21 protein-coding genes and 1 riboswitch are annotated in these 20,800 nt (G+C 48.8%); of the genes, 17 read left to right on the top strand and 4 right to left on the bottom strand.

All coding sequences use genetic code 11. The annotated features are described in order from the left end of the window. Nucleotides 1-62: 62 nt before the first annotated feature. Nucleotides 63-164: riboswitch (TPP riboswitch) on the bottom strand. Between the two features lie 245 nt (nt 165-409). Both KD145_RS06360 and KD145_RS06355 read left to right on the top strand, forming a co-directional pair. After that, nucleotides 410-616: a dodecin family protein gene (locus KD145_RS06360; RefSeq protein ID WP_212005070.1), complete on the top strand. Its 207-nt coding sequence runs from the start codon at nt 410-412 to the stop codon at nt 614-616. A gap of 67 nt (nt 617-683) precedes the next feature. Then, the gene (locus KD145_RS06355; protein WP_212005069.1) at nt 684-1,526 is read left to right on the top strand and encodes a universal stress protein; all 843 of its coding nucleotides are present in this window, start codon (nt 684-686) and stop codon (nt 1,524-1,526) included. Here the strand turns inward: KD145_RS06355 and KD145_RS06350 are convergent, their stop codons facing one another. Continuing rightward, entirely contained in the window at nt 1,527-2,369 is an 843-nt protein-coding gene (locus tag KD145_RS06350; RefSeq protein WP_212005068.1) for a sugar phosphate isomerase/epimerase, read from the bottom strand. A gap of 75 nt (nt 2,370-2,444) precedes the next feature. Then, nucleotides 2,445-5,834 (bottom strand): gliding motility-associated C-terminal domain-containing protein, encoded by a 3,390-nt coding sequence (locus KD145_RS06345; RefSeq protein WP_212005067.1) that lies wholly within the window; start codon nt 5,832-5,834, stop codon nt 2,445-2,447. A gap of 127 nt (nt 5,835-5,961) precedes the next feature. Between KD145_RS06345 and KD145_RS06340 the strand changes: the two genes are divergently transcribed. From KD145_RS06340 to KD145_RS06310, 7 genes are all read left to right on the top strand, one after another. Next, nucleotides 5,962-6,420, top strand: coding sequence for a tryptophan 7-halogenase (locus KD145_RS06340; RefSeq protein WP_212005066.1), 459 nt, complete (start codon nt 5,962-5,964; stop codon nt 6,418-6,420). A gap of 107 nt (nt 6,421-6,527) precedes the next feature. Then, nucleotides 6,528-7,547, top strand: coding sequence for a hypothetical protein (locus KD145_RS06335; protein ID WP_212005065.1), 1,020 nt, complete (start codon nt 6,528-6,530; stop codon nt 7,545-7,547). A 214-nt stretch (nt 7,548-7,761) separates the two neighbouring features. After that, nucleotides 7,762-8,598, top strand: a complete 837-nt coding sequence (locus KD145_RS06330; RefSeq protein ID WP_212005064.1) for a helix-turn-helix domain-containing protein — start codon at nt 7,762-7,764, stop codon at nt 8,596-8,598. Between the two features lie 473 nt (nt 8,599-9,071). Then, nucleotides 9,072-9,557 carry a hypothetical protein gene (locus tag KD145_RS06325; RefSeq protein WP_212005063.1) on the top strand — a complete coding sequence of 162 codons (486 nt, stop codon included), beginning with the start codon at nt 9,072-9,074 and terminating at the stop codon, nt 9,555-9,557. 94 nt (nt 9,558-9,651) lie between these two features. Beyond that, entirely contained in the window at nt 9,652-11,352 is a 1,701-nt protein-coding gene (locus KD145_RS06320) for a GMC oxidoreductase (protein ID WP_212005062.1), read from the top strand. A gap of 142 nt (nt 11,353-11,494) precedes the next feature. Further along, a complete protein-coding gene (locus KD145_RS06315) occupies nt 11,495-11,716 on the top strand; it encodes a hypothetical protein (RefSeq protein WP_212005061.1) in 222 nt (73 codons plus the stop codon). 69 nt (nt 11,717-11,785) lie between these two features. Continuing rightward, complete coding sequence (locus KD145_RS06310; RefSeq protein ID WP_212005060.1) at nt 11,786-13,105, top strand: sensor histidine kinase KdpD; 1,320 nt, start codon at nt 11,786-11,788, stop codon at nt 13,103-13,105. A gap of 16 nt (nt 13,106-13,121) precedes the next feature. Here the strand turns inward: KD145_RS06310 and KD145_RS06305 are convergent, their stop codons facing one another. Further along, a complete protein-coding gene (locus KD145_RS06305) occupies nt 13,122-13,559 on the bottom strand; it encodes a helix-turn-helix domain-containing protein (RefSeq protein WP_212005059.1) in 438 nt (145 codons plus the stop codon). 157 nt (nt 13,560-13,716) lie between these two features. Here KD145_RS06305 and KD145_RS06300 point away from each other — a divergent pair, with 157 nt between their 5' ends. From KD145_RS06300 to KD145_RS06265, 8 genes are all read left to right on the top strand, one after another. Beyond that, nucleotides 13,717-14,490, top strand: a complete 774-nt coding sequence (locus KD145_RS06300) for an SDR family oxidoreductase (RefSeq protein WP_212005058.1) — start codon at nt 13,717-13,719, stop codon at nt 14,488-14,490. Nucleotides 14,491-14,603: 113 nt separating this feature from the next. Continuing rightward, on the top strand, nt 14,604-15,398 hold the full coding sequence (locus KD145_RS06295; RefSeq protein WP_212005057.1) for an SDR family oxidoreductase: 795 nt from the start codon (nt 14,604-14,606) through the stop codon (nt 15,396-15,398). Between the two features lie 2 nt (nt 15,399-15,400). After that, on the top strand, nt 15,401-16,387 hold the full coding sequence (locus tag KD145_RS06290) for an NAD-dependent epimerase/dehydratase family protein (RefSeq protein WP_212005056.1): 987 nt from the start codon (nt 15,401-15,403) through the stop codon (nt 16,385-16,387). Nucleotides 16,388-16,401: 14 nt separating this feature from the next. After that, nucleotides 16,402-17,478, top strand: coding sequence for a sensor histidine kinase (locus KD145_RS06285; RefSeq protein ID WP_212005055.1), 1,077 nt, complete (start codon nt 16,402-16,404; stop codon nt 17,476-17,478). Further along, entirely contained in the window at nt 17,475-18,230 is a 756-nt protein-coding gene (locus KD145_RS06280) for a LytTR family DNA-binding domain-containing protein (RefSeq protein ID WP_212005054.1), read from the top strand. The genes KD145_RS06285 and KD145_RS06280 overlap by 4 nt, the downstream gene beginning before the upstream one ends. A 36-nt stretch (nt 18,231-18,266) precedes the next feature. Further along, nucleotides 18,267-18,413 carry a hypothetical protein gene (locus KD145_RS06275; protein ID WP_212005053.1) on the top strand — a complete coding sequence of 49 codons (147 nt, stop codon included), beginning with the start codon at nt 18,267-18,269 and terminating at the stop codon, nt 18,411-18,413. A gap of 51 nt (nt 18,414-18,464) precedes the next feature. After that, complete coding sequence (locus KD145_RS06270) at nt 18,465-19,508, top strand: SMI1/KNR4 family protein (protein ID WP_212005052.1); 1,044 nt, start codon at nt 18,465-18,467, stop codon at nt 19,506-19,508. Nucleotides 19,509-19,541: 33 nt separating this feature from the next. After that, the gene (locus tag KD145_RS06265; RefSeq protein ID WP_212005051.1) at nt 19,542-20,252 is read left to right on the top strand and encodes a hypothetical protein; all 711 of its coding nucleotides are present in this window, start codon (nt 19,542-19,544) and stop codon (nt 20,250-20,252) included. A gap of 49 nt (nt 20,253-20,301) precedes the next feature. Here KD145_RS06265 and KD145_RS06260 read toward each other — a convergent pair whose 3' ends face one another. Then, a complete protein-coding gene (locus KD145_RS06260; protein ID WP_212005050.1) occupies nt 20,302-20,775 on the bottom strand; it encodes a macro domain-containing protein in 474 nt (157 codons plus the stop codon). Nucleotides 20,776-20,800 lie beyond the last annotated feature (25 nt).

The raw sequence follows: 20,800 nt of genomic DNA, 5'->3' as shown, positions 1-20,800 counted from the left end.
GCCCGTAAGATAGTTATTAAATCAGGATTTAAAAAAAGAAGGCGCCGGTTTTTCCAGTGCCTCCTTCGTGTTTCCTGCTTCCCTACGCTGGTATTATCCAGTTCAGGTTATTAGGGTTTCATCTCAGATTTGTTTTCATTCCAAACCACCCCTTTTCAGAAACGCTATTGAAACAGGTAAAAGAACCATGCCGTATCTGCTGGTTTGGCCAAGCTATTGATTCACAATAAAACCATTTGCCGACACAGCCTTTTACTGTAGCATGGATTGCACATTGTGTATCAGGTTTTGCCTGTCCGCTTTCGGTTGAAAGAAGCCTCAAACCCGGTGCAGGCAAGCAGTTGAACAAACAGGTAGATCGTTTGTTTCATGTACAAATACTGTATTATTTCACCTTAAAATCTTTATTATGTCTATCGTAAAAGTGATTGAGGTTATTGCTTCCTCCGAAAAGAGTTTTGATGACGCAATTCAAAATGCGGTGAAAGAAGTGTCCAAAACGGTGCACAATATAGACTCCGTTTATATAAAAGATCTGAAAGTGCATGTAAAAGACGGGAAGCTCTCCACCTATGGGCTGATCTGTAAAGTGTCTTTCAGAGTGGACCATCATTGACAAACAAACAGGGATTGGGCCGGCCAATTGTTCAATCCCTATTTCCACCACATTGAATGAAGCTATTATGAAATCGATGCTGATACTGACCGACTTTTCGGACGCTGCCTTCCGGGCGGCAGAATACGCCAGCAACCTGGCCGACAAACTGCAGGTAGAGCGGATCATCCTTTACCATGCATACCGGACCATTATAGCTGGTTCCGAATTTCCCGTGCCAACACCGAAAATGGATAATCTCGTTTATCTGGAAAACATGGAATCACTGGCGGCTATCCAGGACCAGCTGCGCCTTATGATAGACACAGATATTAAGTATGACCTGCTGGCGGAAGAAGCCTATCTGCCCGATCATCTTAACAAACTCTGTAAAGAGAAGGAGGTAGACCTGGTAGTGATGGGTATTTCAGGGAAGTCGAACCTGGAACATTTTTTTATGGGCAGCAATACTTCCCAGGTGATGAAAACGAGCGAATACCCGGTATTGGTGGTGCCTAAAGATGCTATCGTAGGTAAAGAAATCAAAAGCATCATTTTTTCTACGGACCTCCGGAATATATCAAAATCTTCCGCCCAACAGCTGTATCACTTCCTGGACCTGTTTAAGCCGGAAGTGCATGTAGTAAATGTGGAACCTGTTTCCGGAGAAAAGTATTCCCCGGAAACAAAAGAGCAGATCTCCCAGCTGCATGACCTGCTGGAGCAATACAATCCCACCTTCCATTATATGAACGGTACCAATGTCGTGGAAGGCGTGCTTGAGTTTTCAAGGGAGAATCATGCTTCCCTGATTGTGACGGTCCCGAAGAAACATTCATTTATCTCTTCCATTTTTCACAAGAGTATATCGAAGGAGCTTGCTTATAATTCGCAGGTACCTTTGTTGTCGATACCGGCGTTGCCGGAATGATTATTTTACTGTGTTAACGACCCCTTTGAAATAGCCAACAGATTCTGCGATACCGGGCAGCGGGTCTGTCATGTTTTTCTCGTATTCTATGCTGCAGATGCCTTTATATTTGATTTTTTCCAATGCGCTTGCCAGCTGATCGAAGCGGATGACACCTCTGCCTATTTCGGTGGCTTTACCATCTTTGGACGCCTGTGTCACATCTTTGAGATGAAGATCGAATACCCGTTCCTTATAGGCCAGGACTGCTTTGGCGGGATCTTCGCCTGCACGGGTGGCATGGCCGATGTCGATGCACAGGCCCATGCGGGCGTCGCGGTTCCGGATATGTTTCCAGGCATTTTCAGGACCGGGATACAGGGCATCTTCCGGACCATGGTTGTGGATGGCGATGCGGATGTTGGTGGCCTTTACTTTTTCTTCTGTATAGTCCAGCAGTTCCGGTGTGGGAACCCCTACAATCATGGGTACGCCAACCCTTTGGGCGTAAGAGAAGGCTTCATCTACTGCCTGCCGGGTTTTCATATAGATAACGCCTACCGCATATACGTTAATGCCTGCGTCCTTGAATTTGCCTAATACCTGCTGTATCTGTTCGGGGCTGCTGTTGAGGGGAAGATGAATATCCTTGACGGAAATATGCCGGATGTTGGTCCGTTGCATCATGCTGATAGCCTGGTCCAGGCTGAATTGGGCGAAGGTATATCCTGCCACGCCTACAGAGAGTTTGTCTTTGGCAGGGATGGTATCGGATTTTCTGCCGGCAGCGGCCATCAGGGGAGAAAAGGAGGTGGCAGCCAGGCCCAGAGAGGCCTGCAGCAAAAAGTTTCTTCGTGTAGACATATGTTTGCAAGTTGATGATCCCGGACAAGATCTTCAATTTTTTTCTTTTTTTCCAGGGAATTTACAGCGATGTGATCAGCGTATGAGCGTTACCGTGCCCCGTTGCTGTACGATATTGCCCTGTACATCTTTGCCCAGCAGGGTCCATACGTAAGTGCCGGCAGGGAGCTGCTGCCCTTTCTGCGTGCCATCCCAGCCTTCCTGCAGTTGACGGGTGGTGAATACGATATTGCCCCAGCGGCTGTATACGTTGAAATACTCGAGGCTGGCCAGTCCCAAGGCTTTGATGCGGAAGAGATCGTTGAGTCCGTCGCCATTGGGTGAAAAGGCGGTAGGCACAAATACTTTGACGGCATCGAGTACTGTCACCGGTGCAGGCACCTTGGGACTGTAACATTCTCCATCGCGCTGCTGTATATAAAATACTTTGGAGATGATCAGGTTTTTAATAGTGAAAGTGCCGTCTGTACTGGTATATAACGGATTGGGATCAACAGGTTGTGTATACAGGTACCAGGTGCCAGGCACTGGTGGTGCTACTTTGATAACAGCATCCATTCCTCTGACAATCGTGACAGGTGGTATCTGCGGGGTGGGCAGGCCTGTATGCTGGTCGGTAACGGTGTAAAGGGTGCTTTGTACGGAGCAGCCGTATTGATCGGTAGCAGTAAGGGTATATTGCCCGGCTTTCACGCCTGTGAGCTGCCGCGACTGGCCAACGGGGATATTATCCTGGTACCAGGTATAAGTAAAAGGAACCTCGCCGTCAACGCTGATGTTGCTGATGCCTCCCAGTCCTTTACTGCATTGATCGGGTGTGATGATTACTTTTCGTTCATTCATGACCGGTAGTTCGGCAGCCTTCAGTGTCTGGCTGCCGACAGGCTGTTCGCAGCCGTCGGCATCGGTGACATAGAGCTGGTAGGTACCGGGTTCCAGGTCAGACAGGGAGGGGCTTGTGCCGGCCGGCTGACCGTTTTCGCGGGTCCAGCGGTAGCCTATCGGGCTGCCTCCTGTAATACGCAGGTCCTGAATGCTGCCGTTGTATTGTCCGCAATGCGGAGGTATGATGGTTGCACTGACCAGTTGCATTTTAGCCGGCGTAACGGTGGGTATTTCTATGAGCGGGCTGCTGTTGGTGCAGCCTGTGGTGTTGCTGAGGAGGAGTTGGTACTTGCCTGCTGGTACGTAATTGAGATCGGCGGTAGTACCTGCCTGACGGCCGTTCTGGTCCACCCATTGCCAGGAGGTGGCTCCTGAGGTCACTATGCCGGCGATGGCGCCATGGCCGCCCCGGCAATCGGCTGGCGTGATTTTAAGCTGGCTGGTATTGAGCTGAATGTCTCCTGTATTTTGAATAATAAAAGGATCTGACATGGCCTGAGGGCAGTTGCTGTTATCCTGGTATTTCAGCACATAAGTGCCACTTTTTACACCAGCGAGGTTGGGCTGTTGTCCTACGAGGGTATTGCCTGCATCATACCAGGCGTAACTGATGGTGCCGGTACCGCTGATGGTAATGCCGCTGATGCCGCCATTGGCCTGGTTACAGGTGGAGGCGGTAACAGTAGCCCGGCTGATATCTATCGTAGGGCCGTCTGCGTTAGTGATGGTGTAGGGACCAGCCTTGGCACTACAGCTGCCACTGCCGTCCTTTACTTCCAGGGTATAGCTACCGGGACCTGCAGCGGAGAGGTCGGCGGTATTGCCTACAACCGTGCCCACTGCGTTTTTCCAGGTGACTACAATATTTTGTCCGCTTACCTTCAGGCCGGAGATACTACCGTTTTTTTGTCCGCAGGAAGCATTTTGTATCCGGAGTCCGGAGGCTTCTATCGCCGGCGATATATCCCTTATTTCAAAGGCACCGTATTTTACCAGGCAGGAGTTGTTATTACAGCCACCGCTGGAGAGCACCAGCGTATAGGCGCCAGGCGGCATTTTGGTGAGATTGGTGTCGCGGCTTACTATATTACCGTGGAGGTCTTCCCAATGTACCAGCACGCCTCTTTCAATTTTAGCGGTGATGCTGCCATTATTCTGACCACAGGAGGCATGGGTTACCTGCAGACTGCCGGGCCCCAGCTTTGCGGTGGAAAATTCGGAGGTGGCGCCTTTTGTATCGGTAGCGGTGACGATCAGGCCCGGGGTGCCGGCCGTGGTATAGGACCATTTACCGGAAGCGTCGGCATTCACGGAGGTGATGTAACGTTTCCCCTGGCAATTACCGGGATCATTATTAAAGCTGTAGTTGCAGTTGGTGCTTTCAAATATCTCCACCAGGCTGTTGGGAGGGGCTATGCCACTGATACCGTTGCCATCGCAGCCGGTAACATTGACGAAAGGTGCCGGTCTGCCTGCACCGGCGTCCTGCCAGTACAGCCGTATACCGTTACTGTTGCAGAACATGGAGTTCTGGCTGATGGTGACAGCATAGGATTCCGATACACCGATAGCCGTGGAGCTGCATCCCGCAATGGTATTGCCGTTGTTGCCATCGCCGCCAATGAGGCCGCCGGGACACTTTAAAACCTGAATACCGGCCGGATTGTTGGACAATACTATTTGCCCGGTGATGTCGGTGCCGATCTTGTTGCGCTGAATGGTAAACCTGTTTTTCAGGTAGAAGAGGTAAATGCTGCCATTTCCGATAAGATTGTCTGTCACCTGTATGTCCGCAGCATTGCCGGTGATGTTTACCTGATTCTGGCCATATGAACTGAAGCCAGGTATGCGGGTACCGGTATTATCAATCCCGATTTTATTGAACGCGATAGCGGCGGTACCTCCGGTAGTTTCCAGTGATATGGCATCTCCGCGCCCTACAATGAGATTGCCGGCTGCCGGATTGTTACCACCTATCAGTATATTTTTTATAGCACGGAAACGGATACACGAAACCGTTTCCTTGTCGTAGATCGTTTTAGTGAAGCCATCTTCTTCTACGCCTATAATATTGCCCTGTATGGTGATGTTTTCCATTACATTGACCTGATCCTGGTAGATGCCATTCTGGAAGCCATTAATCAGATTGCCTTTGCCCGGAGCGCCCAGTATGATATCCTGACAGTCGGCCAGGTAAATAGCGGTACAGGAGTGCTGACTGATGGAGTGTTTAAAGGCGAGTCCGTAAATCCCGATCTGGCTGGCCTGTAATAGCTGTAGGATGGTGATGCTGCTGGCAATGGACGGGTCCAGCTGAATGGTGACCCTGGCATTGCTGATCCCCAGTGGGGGACCTGGCTGGGTGGTGCCATCTATAATGATGTTGCTACTGAGCGCCGGCAGGCCGGAAGATAGTGTGATGGTAGGGGTGGGGAGATTAAAATTGATATAGTCCGTACTGGTGGTACCATTCGCATTGGCCTGCATAATGGCGTCCCGTAATGTTCCGGGGCCGTTATCAGCGCCGGAAGTCACAGTAAATACAGCTGCCAGGGCAGGAACTGTACAGTAGAGGCTCAACAGGCTTATAGTAAGCAGATGCCTTAAGGGGAACAAGGGGAACATATGTGCTCAGAATAAGAAACCAAAGCGCGAAAATACCTAAAATAAATCCGTTTCCCGAATTTTCCCTGTACGTCAGGAGCTGGTGGCCAACTTCCCTGACAAACAATGCTCTCCTGAACTGCAGAAACGTTATAATAAAACGATCGGAGAGTGCATTGATGGAGTGCATGACTTCCTGACATTGCACTACTATGCCAGCAGCAGGTATGATACGCCTTTCTGGAAGGCTACCAAACATGACCTCAAGTTATCTGATGATCTGAAGGAACGCCTGGCAGAATGGAAGGTACGTCTGCCCAACCCGAGGAACATCAATCCCAACTATCACGGCTTTGAATCTTACTCCTACGCGGTGATGCTGCAAGGGCTGGGTTACAGGCCGGAAGCCTGCCTGCCTGTTCTGGAGCATATGGACAGCACCAGGGCGTTGGAAGCATTCCGTAGAATACGGGAACGCACCAACGATTTAATCAAGACCCTGCCGTCGCAATATGAGTACCTGACATCGGTACGCGTAGGGCAGACTGCTGGCGTAATGTAGCCGAAATCGCCATGTGGCGGAAATACTGCCGCATGGCAATTCTTTTTAAGCCCCGGATGGTAATATCATAGAAGGAATAGTTATATTAGTCATATAAAATCCATGTAATGAGAAAATCAATATCAGTGGCGATAGCGTTAAGTGGTCTTACCCTGCTGTTTGCCTGTGATGAGGGAGGCTCCTATATCTCCTCTTCCTCTACCAAGAAAAACGGCATCGCTTCCGGAACGATCAACCTCAACAACGACAGTGTTTCGCTGGAAATAGCCTATTCGGGGGATATTCAGCTGAATGAAGAAGGAACGGCTGTGAAAACAATATCACCGCAAGGTTTCCTGAAGTATAAAAAGAACGATAAAAAGTTTTCCGCTGTCAGCGACAAACAAGGAAACATTATTTATGAACTGTCTGATGCCGGCAAAAGCCCGGAGGGTGATGCGGCACGCAATGCGTTTATTGCAGATGCAGTCCGGGATATGATCACCTATGGCTTTAATGTGAAGAACAGGCTCCCGGCGCTTTACAAAAAAGGAGGCAGTGCTGCCGTGTTACAGGAGGCCGCTGCTGCCAGAACGGATGCAGTGAGAAGTACTTATCTGGAGTTCCTGCTGAAAATAGATTCGCTCCCGCAAGAAGATCTTACTCCCATTGCACAGATGGTGGCCGGTAAAATCAATGGTGATGTGGAAAAGGTAAAACTGTTACAGCTGTTCCGTACCGGTTATATGAGCGACATACACACAGCCAACGCAGCCCTGTCTATTGCGGAAAGCATTCATTCCGGGTTGGAGAAAACAAAGGCACTGGAACTGATACTGGATCAGCCGATGATGACAGAGGAAGTGGTGCGGGCATTAAAGATCAACAACACGATCAGTGGTGATCTGGGTAAGATGGAAGTCCTGTATTTCCTTGCAAAGAAGGAACATCAGCCGTCAGACCGCAGGATTGCGCTGATTAATGCAACAGGGCAACTATCTTCCGAGCTGGAGAAGGCAAAAGTGCTGGAGCAGATTGCTGCTAACATATCTGAGGATGAGCCAGCGGTAAAGGAGGCCTTCATGAAAGTGGCCAGTACCATCACCTCCCAGATGATAGCAGAAAAAGTAATGGCCGCGGTAAAATAACTATTCCCTGAAACGGAATGTAAAGGCCGGCATTCAATGCATTGGAAATATCCCCGCGTTCTACAATGGCGGCGGTAATGGCTATTTTTTTACAGACTGCGCCAGGAAGGTCCGGCGCAACAGGAGTTTTATGGTCGCTAATGTTTACATTTGTCGGGGAACCTATTAGTAAGTGTTCTGATGTTTGCGCTTGTTTAACCTATAATACCGAGACATGAGGCCAACTATGAAGGCTTATACGCCGCATCCTGCATTACAGGATTTTGTGAGCAACATTACGATCTATGAAGCCGACTTTACCCAGTTACCGGGACTTTCCAATATGTACAGGTTTGTGCCTACCTATCAGCGATATATCATGTTTTATATCAAAGATCCTATCCGGGTACTGCGGGTATACAGCAATGAATTCCAGACCAAGTCTGTTTCCCTGACCGTGGGGCCGCTCGAACAGTCAGTAACCCTGGATCTGGGACAGCGTCATATGGCCCTGGGCGTAGCTTTTAGGCCGGGTGGTCTGTTCCGGTTGCTGAATATCCCTATGCCGGAGATGCAGGAGCAGGATTTTGATACCCGTTTGCTGCTGGGGAATGAAGTGGACGAGATCAATGAGCAGCTGCAGGAAAATACCCATGACTGGGACCTGATGGTGCGTATCGTGGAGTCTTACCTGCTGAAGAAACTATACCGTCTGAAGCCCTCCCTGCCGGTAGATATTGTAATGGACGATCTGGTGGCCCAGGCAGGGAATGTCACCATAGAGCGGCTGGCTTCCGATGCCTGTGTGAGCGTCCGTCAGTTTGAACGGAAATGCGTGGAGCGTACCGGTATGTCTCCCAAACGGTATGCCCGCCTGATCCGGTTCTGCAAAGCCTATCACCTGAAGGAGATAAATCCTGATGCTACCTGGACCCGTATCGCCCATCTCAGCGGCTATTACGACCAGATGCACTTTATCCGTGATTTTAAGGAGTTTGCCGGTATCACGCCCTCTTTTATTGATGACGAAACCCTGATCCGTACAGTGCGCCTGCATAGCATGATGACCTGATCATCCTTTCATTCAACGGGAATTATATCTGACGACATCAAAACCGTCATCAAAACGGAAAGATGTCGCATTTGTACTATTCACCAGTGCCCAATCTGGATAACTTTGTCTTTCGTAACCATATGTGTTAGGACATTTGACATAACGGTTACGCATAATGATGACATGTCCTATTTCCCTGTGCCGCTATGCCACATACACTGTATTACCTGATCAGCAAACTGGTTTTACCGGACAGTAAATTGCCCCCTTTCCTTCCGCCATGTAGGAATATTGTGGTTTGCTGATCAGATCCCGTTGTTTGTTGTTTCCCCAAACAATGGGAGAGGTACCGGAAATCCCGGACTTGTCATATAGCAGTATTGGTTTAAAAGTGAAAAAAGCCGCATCAGTCAACGGATTGGTGCGGCTTTTTTAGTGGCAGTACACTACATAAAAGATCCTTATCTTTAGAAGACCAGATCCCGCTTACCATGAAAACACTGCTTACTTTGTTGTTATTACTTTGTTCTGCAGACCTGTTTGCGCAGATACCCCCTCCGGGAGATACAAAAAACACGGAGTATTTTATAGACAGTATGCCTGTTCCCTATACGGCCCTCTCAGAGGTGCTGCCTACAGACATTGCCCGGGCCTCCGTCATGAAATATACCGGCAAACTCGCCACTGGCCACAATAATGCGGTTTATTTTGAAACCAAACAATTTGTGCGCAACAGATACTGGCTCATCTTCAGTCAGGATGCCGGCTACCGGAGCATTGTACCGGAACCGGGAGCAGATGCACAGGTGGTCTATATCCTCAACGACAAGGTGCTGAAAGATAATCCGGAGGCGGACTTGTCGCAGGTCAACAGCCATACGTTCAAAGAGCTGAAAGTGATTGATAAAGCCGCTCTGGTGCAACAGTACGGTGTAAAGGGGAAAAAATACGGGGTGGTCGTCCACATCGAAAAATAAAAACCGCCGGCACGCTTGTTTTCCGATCATACCAAATCTGCTGCGTTTGTATGAATATTTTATTATTTTTCGGCACACCTGTAAATTCCGTGGTATGATCAATCTGAATCTGAAGGCCCGGGCGGCTAATACATATGATGCGATAGTAGTAGGTTCCGGTATCACTGGTGGCTGGGCTGCTAAAGAACTCTGTGAAAAAGGACTCAAAGTGCTGATGATAGAAAGAGGGCGGCAGCTGGAACATGTGAAGGATTATACAACGGCCACGGCTGCACCCTGGGAGGTACAGCACCGTGGTGTGCTGACCAATGAACAGAAAAAAGGACACCAGTACCTGATCCGCGAAAAGGTATATACAGAGTTTAACCATAGCTACTGGATGAACGACGCGGAAAATCCCTATACAGAAGAGAAACGTTTTGACTGGCAACGGGCGGATATTGTAGGAGGCCGTTCTATTATGTGGGGCCGGGGCTCCCTTCGCTGGAGTGACCTGGATTTTGAAGCCAATATCAAAGAAGGCATAGGCATAGACTGGCCTATACGTTATAAAGACCTGGCACCCTGGTACAGCCATGTGGAGGCCTTTGCTGGTATCAGCGGCCAGGCGGAAGGGCTGCCTCATCTGCCGGACGGGGTTTTTCAGCCGCCTATGGAAATGAACTGTTTTGAAAAACAGGTGAAAGGCAGGCTGGAAGCTGCTTTCCCGGAGAGGCGCATGACCATTTTCCGTACCGCCAATCTCACACAGGCTATCGGTGACCGGAACAAATGCCAGTACCGTGATCGCTGCAGCCGGGGATGCCCTTTCGGCGCGTATTTCAGCACACAGTCTTCTACATTGCCGGCTGCTGTCAAAACCGGCAACCTTACCCTGCTCACAGATTCCGTTGTCAACAGTATCATCTATGACGAAGGAAAAGGCAAAGCCACCGGTGTAAGGGTGATCGATAAACATACCAAAGCGATGACGGAATATTACGCCAAAGTCATCTTCCTCAATGCGTCTGCACTGGCCAGCACCTTCGTATTACTCAATTCCACCTCGGGCCGTTTTCCGCAGGGGCTGGGCAACGACAGCGGTGTACTGGGACAGTACCTGATGGACCATCATTTCCATGTTGGCGCCAGCGGTACCTCGGAAGACTTTGCCGATAAATACTACTATGGCCAGCGTCCGGCCGGTTTTTATATTCCCCGCTTTGCCAACGTAGAAAAAGATAAACGCGCTTACCTGCGCGGCTTCGGTTATACCGGCTACAGCAGCCGTACCGGATGGGCCAGGGGTATCGCCGAACTGGGCGTAGGCGGCGGCTTTAAAGACTATCTGACTGAACCCGGTCCCTGGCAGATGGGACTGATGGGCTTCGGGGAATGCCTGCCTTATAAAGAGAATAACGTGAGCCTGGACCATAGCGTAAAAGACGCCTGGGGCCAGCCCGTGCTGAAAATAAACTGCGAATTCAAAGACAACGAAATGCAGATGCGTAAGGACATGGCCAGCGAAGCAGTAACCATGCTGGAAGCAGCAGGCCTCAAAAATGTACGTCCCTTCAACCGGGAATCCTATCCGGGTATGGCCATCCATGAAATGGGTACGGCCAGAATGGGCCGCGACCCTAAAACTTCCATACTCAATGAATGGAACCAGGTACATGCCGTTAAAAATGTGTTCGTAACAGATGGAGCCTGTATGACCTCTTCCGCCTGTCAGAATCCCAGCCTGACCTATATGGCACTTACCGCCAGGGCTGCCGATCATGCTGTAAAGGAACTGAAACGGCAGGCATTGTAACCTTTTTATTAACTTTGAAAGCGAACTACACAAAGAGGGTGCCTCATCGGCCGATGAGACACCTTCTTTCTTTTTGTAAAAATATTTTTTCAGCGCCGCCAAAACACCAGGCCGGCCCTGTGTCACCTTAAGCCTTAAGCCTATGCATCCTTACTCTGAGTGGACAGTAATAGTGGTTTTCCTGGTCATCGAAGCAGCGCTCCTTGTAAAATACGGAGGGAAGGTGCTGGAAACTTTTCATCAATACCAGGAAGGTGATGTCCGTGGAATGACACTGGCCTTCAGGGTGATAGTGTTTATCCTGCTCCTGGCGGTCTTTGTGCTGCTGGACCTCACCCTATGGGGCAAGGGACAGGAAGGGTAAAAAAGATCCGGTTCTCCGGCCGGCAGGGTATGCTTGACAACCCGATTTTCACGGTATATTTGCAGTCCTATGCATAAGGGGCCGACTGACTATCTTTACCGAATCATACAACGTACCTGGAGCTACATAGTGAATGTAGGAACAAGCCCGCTGATGCCTTTTATAGAATCAAGACGTACCAGGTTACTCAACCTGCTGGCTATTCCGAGTATCCCGTTTATGTTGTTCTTTGCCGTCCTGAATGCGAGTCAGGGCCGGTATCTTCTTGCCGCCCTTAATGTGACCACCAGCGGGATTAATGTCTTTGTATTATGGCTGCACTGGAAACGGCGCTATCTCAGCGCCCGGCTGGTGGCTATTGTATGCAGCATTCTGGTGTACACTTTCACCGGCCTGTTTTTTCATAACGGTGCCGAATACTTCCTGCTCAATATCCTGATCTGTTGTATACTGGTGTACGACAACAAATGGGTGGTAGCAGGACTGAGCACACTGGTCATCACCGCTTTCCTGCTGATTATTTTTATGCCACAGCAATGGCACCTGGCGCAGCCTGTACCACAAAGCAGGGTATGGACCAACGTGGCCACTTCGCTGTTTTTTATTGTCGTGGCCCTGAGCTTTTTCAAGTATATCCAGGCTGATTACCAGCAGGAGATTGAAAAACAGCGGGAGGCGCTGGCAACATTGAACAAGGATAAGGAAAAACTTTTTTCCATTGTGGCCCATGATATCCGTAGCCCGCTGGCCACGCTGGAAGTGTTACTGGACATGTTCCGCAAGGGCGAATATCCGGAAATGGAAATGGAAGAAGCAGCGGGCATGTTGCATAAAAAGATAGCGCAGCTGGGCGGGTCACTGGACAATGTGCTGCGCTGGAGTTCCCGCAGTATGAAAGGTATTCACGCGCAGCCCGTGAATTTCTTCCTGGAGCCGCTGGCCACCGAAGTGCTATATTTCTTCGAGATGATCATCCAGCAGAAAAAAATCATAGTAGACACGGCTATTCCCTCAGATCTGTTGCTGTATGCCGACAGGGACCAGGTGTCCGTCATCCTGCGCAATTTCCTGAGCAACGCACTCAAATTCAGTTATACGGGAGGTCAGATAGAAGTGAAAGCCATGGCTGCCGGCACACAGGTAGCCATCAGTATTACCGACCATGGCACCGGCATGTTGCCTACGCAGGTGCTGAATCTTTTTTCCTATCGTCAGAGCCCCGGCTACGGTACAGAAGGAGAGCGGGGCACCGGGCTGGGGCTGATTCTGTGTAAGGAATTTGCCCAACAAAATGGCGGCGAAATCACCGTGGAAAGCCACGTCGGTAAAGGGACCCGCTTTACCGTATTTCTGCCCATGGGCAAGCCCGATTTCCATGAGGACGACTGACCGTCGCTCACCGCTTTCACTGGTTGGCTGCTGTTGGCAAATCGTACACTTTATTTGTTTTTATCTGTTTGATTACCCCTTTCCCTGTTTCAGGCAAAGCCTCCTTTTTTTCTTCCATCAGCATTTTGAAAGTATCCATATACTTCAGCCCCCATTCCTCCATAGATGCCACCACCGGCAACATAGACTCACCGAATGAAGTCAGGTAGTATTCCACTTTGGGCGGCATCTCCGGATAGATCACCCTCCTGATAATACCATGAAACTCCAGTTCACGCAGCTGCAGGTCCAGCACACGGCGGCTGGCGGAAGGTACTGCGCGCTGCAGCTCTGCCGGCCTTCTAACTCCGTTTTTGATCAGATATATCAGATACGACTTCCACTTGCCACCGATGATTTCCATCAATACAGCCATGCCACAGGTGAATTCTTTAGGTATTTTCTTTTCGTACATCGTTATCATTTTTTGACCCTGACAAATTTATCCCTATTTCCCTAAACGGGGCATACGGAAAATATTATCCGTATCAGAAGATAATTGCCTTTATTGACTCTCTGGCTTTATCTGCGTCACTTTGCAGCATCAAATTTTTCACTAAAAACAAATGAAGATGAACACAGGAAAATACGCAGGAAAAAAAGCAGTAGTAACAGGCGGTACACACGGGATCGGATTGGCAGTGGTGAAAATGCTGCTGGCAGAAGGTGCCACCGTATTACTCACCGGCCGCAACCCCGCCAATGTGGAGAAAGCCGCCCAGACACTGGGCAGCCAGGCACATGCCGTTGTTTCTGACGCCGCCAGCATCGCGGATATCCAAAAACTGGGACAGACAGTAAAAGAGCAGCTGGGCACCATCGATCTGCTGTACGTTAACGTTGGTATCTCTTCCCTCACCCCCTTCGATAGTGTAACGCCCGAAATATACGATGAGATGTTTGCCATCAATACCAGGGGTAGCTTTTTTACCGTACAACAGCTGGCATCACTGATTAATCCGGGTGGTTCCGTAGTATTTACCACTTCAGTGGCCAACGGGTCTGGTATCCCCGGCATGAGTGTTTATGCAGGCACCAAGGCCGCACTCTATTCCTTTACAAAGAGTTTTGCTGCTGAACTGCTGCCACAGAATATCCGGGTAAATGCGGTCAGCCCCGGGTTTACAGATACTCCTACCATGGGCGTAACAGACGCCACCGAAGCAGAAAGGGCTGCCTTCCGTGAAGTAGGCGATGCCATTACGCCTATGAAACGGCACGGCTCTCCCGAAGAAGTGGCTAAAGCCGTCCTCTTTATGGCATTCGACGCCACTTTCACCACCGGCGAGGAAATACTCGTGGATGGCGGGATTGGACAACGTTTAACACCGCCCGGCACCTGGTAACGGTCCATCACAAAACATCACAACTCATCGCAGTTTTACGTCAATTCAAAAAAAAATCGTTTGCAGTAGCTTCGCGCTACTGCATTTTTGTGTGTACTAACCTTAGCCACAACATGCAACATACAAAGTACACCATGATCACGGGTGCCAGCTCAGGATTGGGAAAGGAACTGGCCCGGCAATGTGCTGCGATGGGCCGTAACCTTATCCTGATAGCGCTGCCGGGAGGGAACATGTTTTCCCTGGCAGAAAATCTGGAGCTGGAATATAAGGTGGACGTCCGTTTCTTTGAATTTGATATGACGAATACCAGCTTATTGCAACAGGTGCTGGCAGAGGTGCTGTCACAGTACCAGGTAGACTTCCTGATCAATAATGCCGGTATCGGAGGAACATCTTTCATCACAGATACATCACTGGAGAGAATAGACAGTATCATACAATTGAATATACGTAGTACCGTGATCGTTACACGGCTGCTGATACCACATTTGCTGCAGCATAGGGAGAGTTATATCCTGAACATCGCCAGTATGGCCGCTTTTACGCCTATTGCATACAAAACGGTATACCCGGCTTCCAAGGCTTTTATCTCTTCCTTTTTCCTGGGGCTGCGGGAAGAGCTGTCGGGCACCGGTGTATTTGTGAGTGTGGTGTATCCCGGGCCTATCATGACCAACTCCCATACTTCCCGGCGTATCATTGGCCAGGGCTTTAAAGGGAGAATGGGATTGCTCAATACCTCCCAGATTGCGGCTATAGCGCTCAGCGGTACGTTCAGCAAGTGCCGGGTGATTATCCCGGGACTGATGAACCGTATCAATCACCGGCTGATGCAGCTGCTGCCACTGGCTTTCAGATTGAGACTGGTGTCGCGGGAAGTAAAGAAGGAAATACAATTTGTCTGAGTATGAAAACAGTATTAGTAACAGGGGCCAACGGGTTTCTGGGTTCCAACCTAACACGGGAGTTGTACCGCCTGGGATATGATGTCAAAGCGATGATACGGCCTACGGCCGATCTGAAAGGAATTGCCGATATTCCCTGTGAGGTTTTCTTTGGCCATATCGATAACAAAAATGATGTGGATGCGGCCGTAGCCGGCTGTGATATTGTAGTGCATGCGGCCTGTATCACCGACCAGTGGAATATTACTTTCGAAGAATACGAACGGATCAATTATACCAGTACACAATATATTGTGGAGGCCTGTATTCATCAACGGGTAGAACGCCTGATCTATGTGAGTACGGCCAATACCATCGGGCCTGGCAGCCGGCTATATCCTGGCAGTGAACTGAATGGATTCACACTTTTCAGTGCACGATCCGGATATATCAATACCAAATACCTGGCACAACAGTATGTGCTTGAACAAGTGGCAGCTTCCCGGCTGGAGGCAGTGGTGGTGAACCCCACTTTTATGGTAGGACCTTGCGATGTGAAGCCCAGTTCCGGTAAACTGCTGTTGTACGGCCTGAAAAAGAAAGTACTCTTTTATCCGCCGGGAGGAAAGAATTTTGTCCATATACAGGATGTGTGCAGAGGTATTGTCAATGCCATCCAATACGGCAAAACCGGCAACTGTTACCTGCTGGCCGGGCATAACCTGAGTTACCGTGAATTCTATACTATCCTCAACAGCATCACCGGCGAAAAAAAACTAATGATAAGGATACCTAAAACTGTGCTCAGGATAGCCGGCACAACAGGTTCGCTGCTACAGCGTTTCGCACGCGTAAAAGGACGGTTGAATCATACGGCTGCCTATATGTTGTGTATGGATAATTATTATTCCGGGAAGAAAGCTGAACGGGAGCTGCATGTTAAGTATACACCGGTGGAAGAGGCGATCAGCAGTGCTTTCCACTGGTTCAGGGAAAATAACTATTTTTAGATCAGGGGTAAACTATGAACTTCCAGGAAAACGAACCTTTATTCTCCAGCAAAGTATTTCTGTATCTCTCCAGGATACTGGTGCTGTTCACTTTCAGCATTATCTTCAAATCTTTTGATCACACCTTTGTGAATGACCTGAGGGTGATGGACTTACGGGGTTGGGTATTCAGCCTTTTTTATGTGGCTTTCGGGCTGCTGGTATGGGAAGGAGCGGTATGGCTGACCCGCATGATCGAGAGAAGGATAGGCGGGGTGGCAGCATCCCGCAGACTGGCTGTGCTTTGTTGTGCGCTGATATTGTATGGGATGGTAGCGGCTTTTGGTTTTGGTTTTTTGTATGCGGTATCGGACATTGTGCTGTTTCATCGTTATGAAGCCTGGCAGAGTTTCAAGGCACTGAGTTATGATCTGAACTTTGGCATATTTATGTTTTACCTGCTGATACTGACTTTCAACGGTATCATCTACTATTATTCAGCATGGAAGGAATACCAGGTACAGGCAGAAAGGCTGATGCGGGAGAATATACAGGCCAGGTATGATGCCCTGCGCAACCAGATAGATCCGCATTTCTTTTTTAATTCGTTGAGTGTGCTCACCAACCTGGTGTACAAAAGCCCCGACCTGTCGGCAGATTATATTACACAGCTGGCCAAAACCTATCGTTATATCCTGGATAAGAAGTTCGAAAACCTGGTGACGGTACAAACAGAGCTGGACTTTCTGGAGTCGTATTTGTTTCTGATGCATATACGCCATCAGCAGAGCATACAGTTTGAGATTGAAGTAGAGGAGAAGATACGCAGCAAAGGGATGATCCCGCCGGTATCCCTGCAGTTGCTGATAGAGAATGCGATCAAACATAACCGGTTTTCAGCCAACGATCCGCTGGTGATCAGTGTAAGGAATGAAGATGGTTGCCTCGTGGTATCCAATCCTGTCCGCAGGAAAACGGGTGCTGAACTGTCATCGGGGATAGGGTTGGAGAATATTCAGAAGAGATATGCGCTGATCAGCGACCGTGGAATTGAGATACAACAGTCTGATGAAATGTTTATTGTAAAAATACCCATTATTACTGTCACATGAAGATTGTCATATTTGAAGATGAAATGCATAATGCCGAACGCCTGAAACAGTTGCTGCATAAGTATGATCCGGGCATAGAAGTAGTTGCTGTTATTGAGTCGGTAGCGGAAGGACTGAAATGGTTGGAACAAGGCATTGGTGCAGATTTGATGATGATGGACATACAGTTGTCTGATGGGAACTGTTTTGAGATATTCAGCAAAATAAAGGTGTCTACACCGGTTATCTTCACTACGGCTTATGATGGTTTTGCCTTACAGGCTTTTAAGGTAAACAGTATCGATTACCTGATGAAGCCCATCGATCCCGGGGAGTTAAAACGGGCCTTACAGAAATATGAACATTTCCGGCCAGCGGCTGCCAGTGCCATCAGCATTGAAAGGATTGCGGAGGAGTTTATGCGCCGCAACAGTACCCGTTTTATCGGTAAGATCAACAATCAGCTGGTATATGTGAAAGCACAGGATATTGCCTATCTGCATTTTACCAAGGGCATGACAGTAGCTACCACGGTAACGAATCAACGTTTACCGCTGGACTATTCACTGGATCAGATTGAGAAGATGTTGGACCGGAATGTATTTTTCCGGATCAACAGGCAGTTTATCATACATATCGATGCCATAAAAAAAATCACCACTTATTATAATAGCAGATTAATACTTCAATTAGTACCTTATGTTGATACTGATGTTATTATTAGCCGTGAGAGGGTGGCGGAATTCAAGAGCTGGCTGGAAGGCAAAAGCTGAAGTCACCAAACGATGAATACCCGTATAGCTGGCTGTATGCAGCAAGTAATCATGATTGAACTCACCTTGTACCTGATGGAAGAAAACAGCAAGAACAAAGTGCTGGAAAAACAAGTAGGAGAGCTGAAAGCCCGGCAGGCTTCTCTCGAACAAAAAGTACAGCAACTAATAGAAAAACACTAAGATTTAGTATAGCCCTTCCCGTTATTTTTTGTGTTTGTCCTAAATTGCAGTATGAGCGTGAATTTTGATGCTGCCGTGGCAGCCTTGTATGAAGAAAAAGACGGCAGTCGTTTTTCAACGATGAAAGACAAACTGATAAAGACTTTTGGAGGCAAAGACCGCGAAGCGGTGGTCCGCAGCCTGACACAATATGCCCGGGAAGGGCAACTCCTGCACTGGCGGGCTTTTCTGATGACTGATATTATCGGGCTGGTAGCGCCCGGAGAAACGGCCTGGCGTCCTTTTTTCGAATGGAGCATTACCATACCGGCCCTCACTTACTGGGGGATAGACGGACTACTTAAAACCGCCGGCCGGGAAGCTTATCCAGTATTGATAACACTGGCCATCCATGAAACCCAGCCCGTGAGCGAAAGAGCCAAAGCCATCAAAAGTATTGCGTTGTACAGCCGGCAGCCATTTGACCGTGAGCTGCCTTCAGATCCCGGCTACTGGAAACCGGAACAGCTGCGGCTTACTGAGCTGTTGCAATGGCAGGAACAGGGTTATCCCGATGGTGAAGGATATGCGCCTCCTGTCGTACATCCGTCCCTGTTACATCCCGGTACAGCCTTTGAAAAACTGATGGCGAAGCTGGATAAGCAGCTGGAAAAAAGACGCCGCAAACATAAAGACCCTTCCAATCCGCAGGACTGGCTGGTGATAGCAGCAGAGAAAGACATGACACAAATTACCGCCCAGTGGGCACTTCCTGCTGTATACACAACCTTCCTGCAACACTATTCTCCGTTGAAGGTAACGCTGCCAGGAGCAGATCTTATAGAAGGTCTTCACCTGTACGGAGCGCATGAACTGCTGGAGCGCCAGGGTGGTTATGCTTTTAATGCCGTCACTGGTGAAACATTGAAAGACTGGCCCACACATCTGCTGGTGATTGGTGACGATGCCGCAGATCCTTTCTGCCTCGACCTCTCCGACATAAAAGACGGAGACGCGCCGGTGTATACCGCCCAACATGGTCAGGGATCATGGCAATTTGAACAGTACGCAGACAGCTTTACCGGACTGATTAAAAAACTGACAGGGAAGAACTGAAATGCTTCCGGCTTTAGATAATACCTATGAGATATGCGATGTATCTGCCTTTTTGTTTTGCTGCTGGCCGCCTGTAGTGCTCCCGTAAAGCCCGGATCAGCTTTGTTTACACAGGATTCCGGATTTATCCGGAAAAACGATGTACTGAATATCCTGAAATACAATCATCTTACAGATACAACTGCGAGCGGATGGACGCTCTATCCGGATACAGATACCTTCGGTAAATATTACCGCCAACCGGATGGGAATATCATGGCTTGTTTGCTGGATGTGGGAAGTGAAACCCATCTTTTGACAGAGATCACTACGGACGATAGTATTGTTAAAGCAGAACGTTATATCCACTGGAATTATCCCTGCTGCTGGCGTAATTTTGATGGCTTTGTAAAGCACGGCGATTATTATTGTCTGAAGATTTGTCGTACAGGCAGTGGTTATTGTTCCTCCAACGCTTATATTTTTAAAAACATTCAGCCTCAGGATAGTATGTCCTATATTATGCAGAGCTACTTTGACTCTTTCGGTGGTGGAGGTCCGGACTGCCCCTGGGTCGTTACCAGTAAACGCTTAATAAAGGGAGATAGCATACTGATGCAATATCAGGTCAATGAATTAGCGATGTCTGATACAATTGAAGTAATTGGAGGAACAACTACGTTTGAGGTGACTTTTTTTAAGGATAAAGAAAAGTGGCGACCAACAGATAGCACATTCCTCAAAATGTATAAATTAGATTGGTGACATGATCAGTTTAAACCTCCTCGTTATCAAAACAAATCAACTCATCCGATTATTCAAAATCATACACCGTCACCGCCACGCCGTTATTCACCAGTTCCTGGATAATGATAGGCTCTATTTTATCCCAGGTGCCTCCTGCCAGTCCACAGCCGATGCGGGGCATATGCACGGTAGCGTTGTTTTCCAGGGCGAAGCTGCTGACCTGCCTTAGTCCTTCTTGTACGGCTTCATAGCGGATAGGAGGGATGCCGCCTTTGCCATTCACGATTTTATGTTGGCCAATCACATTGGCTACCCATATGTCTGGTGCTACTTTTACAAATTGAGCCTGTCCCAGTGCGAAGTTACTGGCAGCGGCGTACCAGTCACGGTACTGTTTTTCCGGTTCGGGCCACCGCGCGGAAATGGCCAGTACAAACCCTTTACCCCAACGACCGATGTCATTGCAGATATGAACAATGATCCTGTTGCCGTTGCCCACCGGCCGGGTGGCATCTCCTTTTATATAGTCTATTACACTCATCTGATATAGCCTTTTCCGTTAGAGG

Source organism: Chitinophaga sp. HK235 (assembly GCF_018255755.1).
Classification (GTDB): Bacteria; Bacteroidota; Bacteroidia; order Chitinophagales; family Chitinophagaceae; genus Chitinophaga.
The sequence above is the reverse complement of the archived record's forward strand: the minus strand, read 5'-3'. Positions and strand labels throughout refer to the sequence as shown.

Bases quoted from the DNA above. Each gene is read 5' to 3' on its own strand.
- KD145_RS06360 (WP_212005070.1), top strand. From the start codon at position 410: ATGTCTATCGTAAAAGTGATTGAGGTTATTGCTTCCTCCGAAAAGAGT.
- KD145_RS06265 (WP_212005051.1), top strand. From the start codon at position 19,542: ATGCGATGTATCTGCCTTTTTGTTTTGCTGCTGGCCGCCTGTAGTGCT.
- KD145_RS06285 (WP_212005055.1), top strand. From the start codon at position 16,402: ATGAACTTCCAGGAAAACGAACCTTTATTCTCCAGCAAAGTATTTCTG.
- KD145_RS06330 (WP_212005064.1), top strand. From the start codon at position 7,762: ATGAGGCCAACTATGAAGGCTTATACGCCGCATCCTGCATTACAGGAT.
- KD145_RS06325 (WP_212005063.1), top strand. From the start codon at position 9,072: ATGAAAACACTGCTTACTTTGTTGTTATTACTTTGTTCTGCAGACCTG.
- KD145_RS06290 (WP_212005056.1), top strand. From the start codon at position 15,401: ATGAAAACAGTATTAGTAACAGGGGCCAACGGGTTTCTGGGTTCCAAC.
- KD145_RS06270 (WP_212005052.1), top strand. From the start codon at position 18,465: ATGAGCGTGAATTTTGATGCTGCCGTGGCAGCCTTGTATGAAGAAAAA.
- KD145_RS06295 (WP_212005057.1), top strand. From the start codon at position 14,604: ATGCAACATACAAAGTACACCATGATCACGGGTGCCAGCTCAGGATTG.
- KD145_RS06355 (WP_212005069.1), top strand. From the start codon at position 684: ATGAAATCGATGCTGATACTGACCGACTTTTCGGACGCTGCCTTCCGG.
- KD145_RS06300 (WP_212005058.1), top strand. From the start codon at position 13,717: ATGAACACAGGAAAATACGCAGGAAAAAAAGCAGTAGTAACAGGCGGT.
- KD145_RS06350 (WP_212005068.1), bottom strand. From the start codon at position 2,369: ATGTCTACACGAAGAAACTTTTTGCTGCAGGCCTCTCTGGGCCTGGCT.
- KD145_RS06305 (WP_212005059.1), bottom strand. From the start codon at position 13,559: ATGTACGAAAAGAAAATACCTAAAGAATTCACCTGTGGCATGGCTGTA.
- KD145_RS06315 (WP_212005061.1), top strand. From the start codon at position 11,495: ATGCATCCTTACTCTGAGTGGACAGTAATAGTGGTTTTCCTGGTCATC.
- KD145_RS06320 (WP_212005062.1), top strand. From the start codon at position 9,652: ATGATCAATCTGAATCTGAAGGCCCGGGCGGCTAATACATATGATGCG.
- KD145_RS06280 (WP_212005054.1), top strand. From the start codon at position 17,475: ATGAAGATTGTCATATTTGAAGATGAAATGCATAATGCCGAACGCCTG.
- KD145_RS06335 (WP_212005065.1), top strand. From the start codon at position 6,528: ATGAGAAAATCAATATCAGTGGCGATAGCGTTAAGTGGTCTTACCCTG.
- KD145_RS06275 (WP_212005053.1), top strand. From the start codon at position 18,267: ATGCAGCAAGTAATCATGATTGAACTCACCTTGTACCTGATGGAAGAA.
- KD145_RS06260 (WP_212005050.1), bottom strand. From the start codon at position 20,775: ATGAGTGTAATAGACTATATAAAAGGAGATGCCACCCGGCCGGTGGGC.
- KD145_RS06310 (WP_212005060.1), top strand. From the start codon at position 11,786: ATGCATAAGGGGCCGACTGACTATCTTTACCGAATCATACAACGTACC.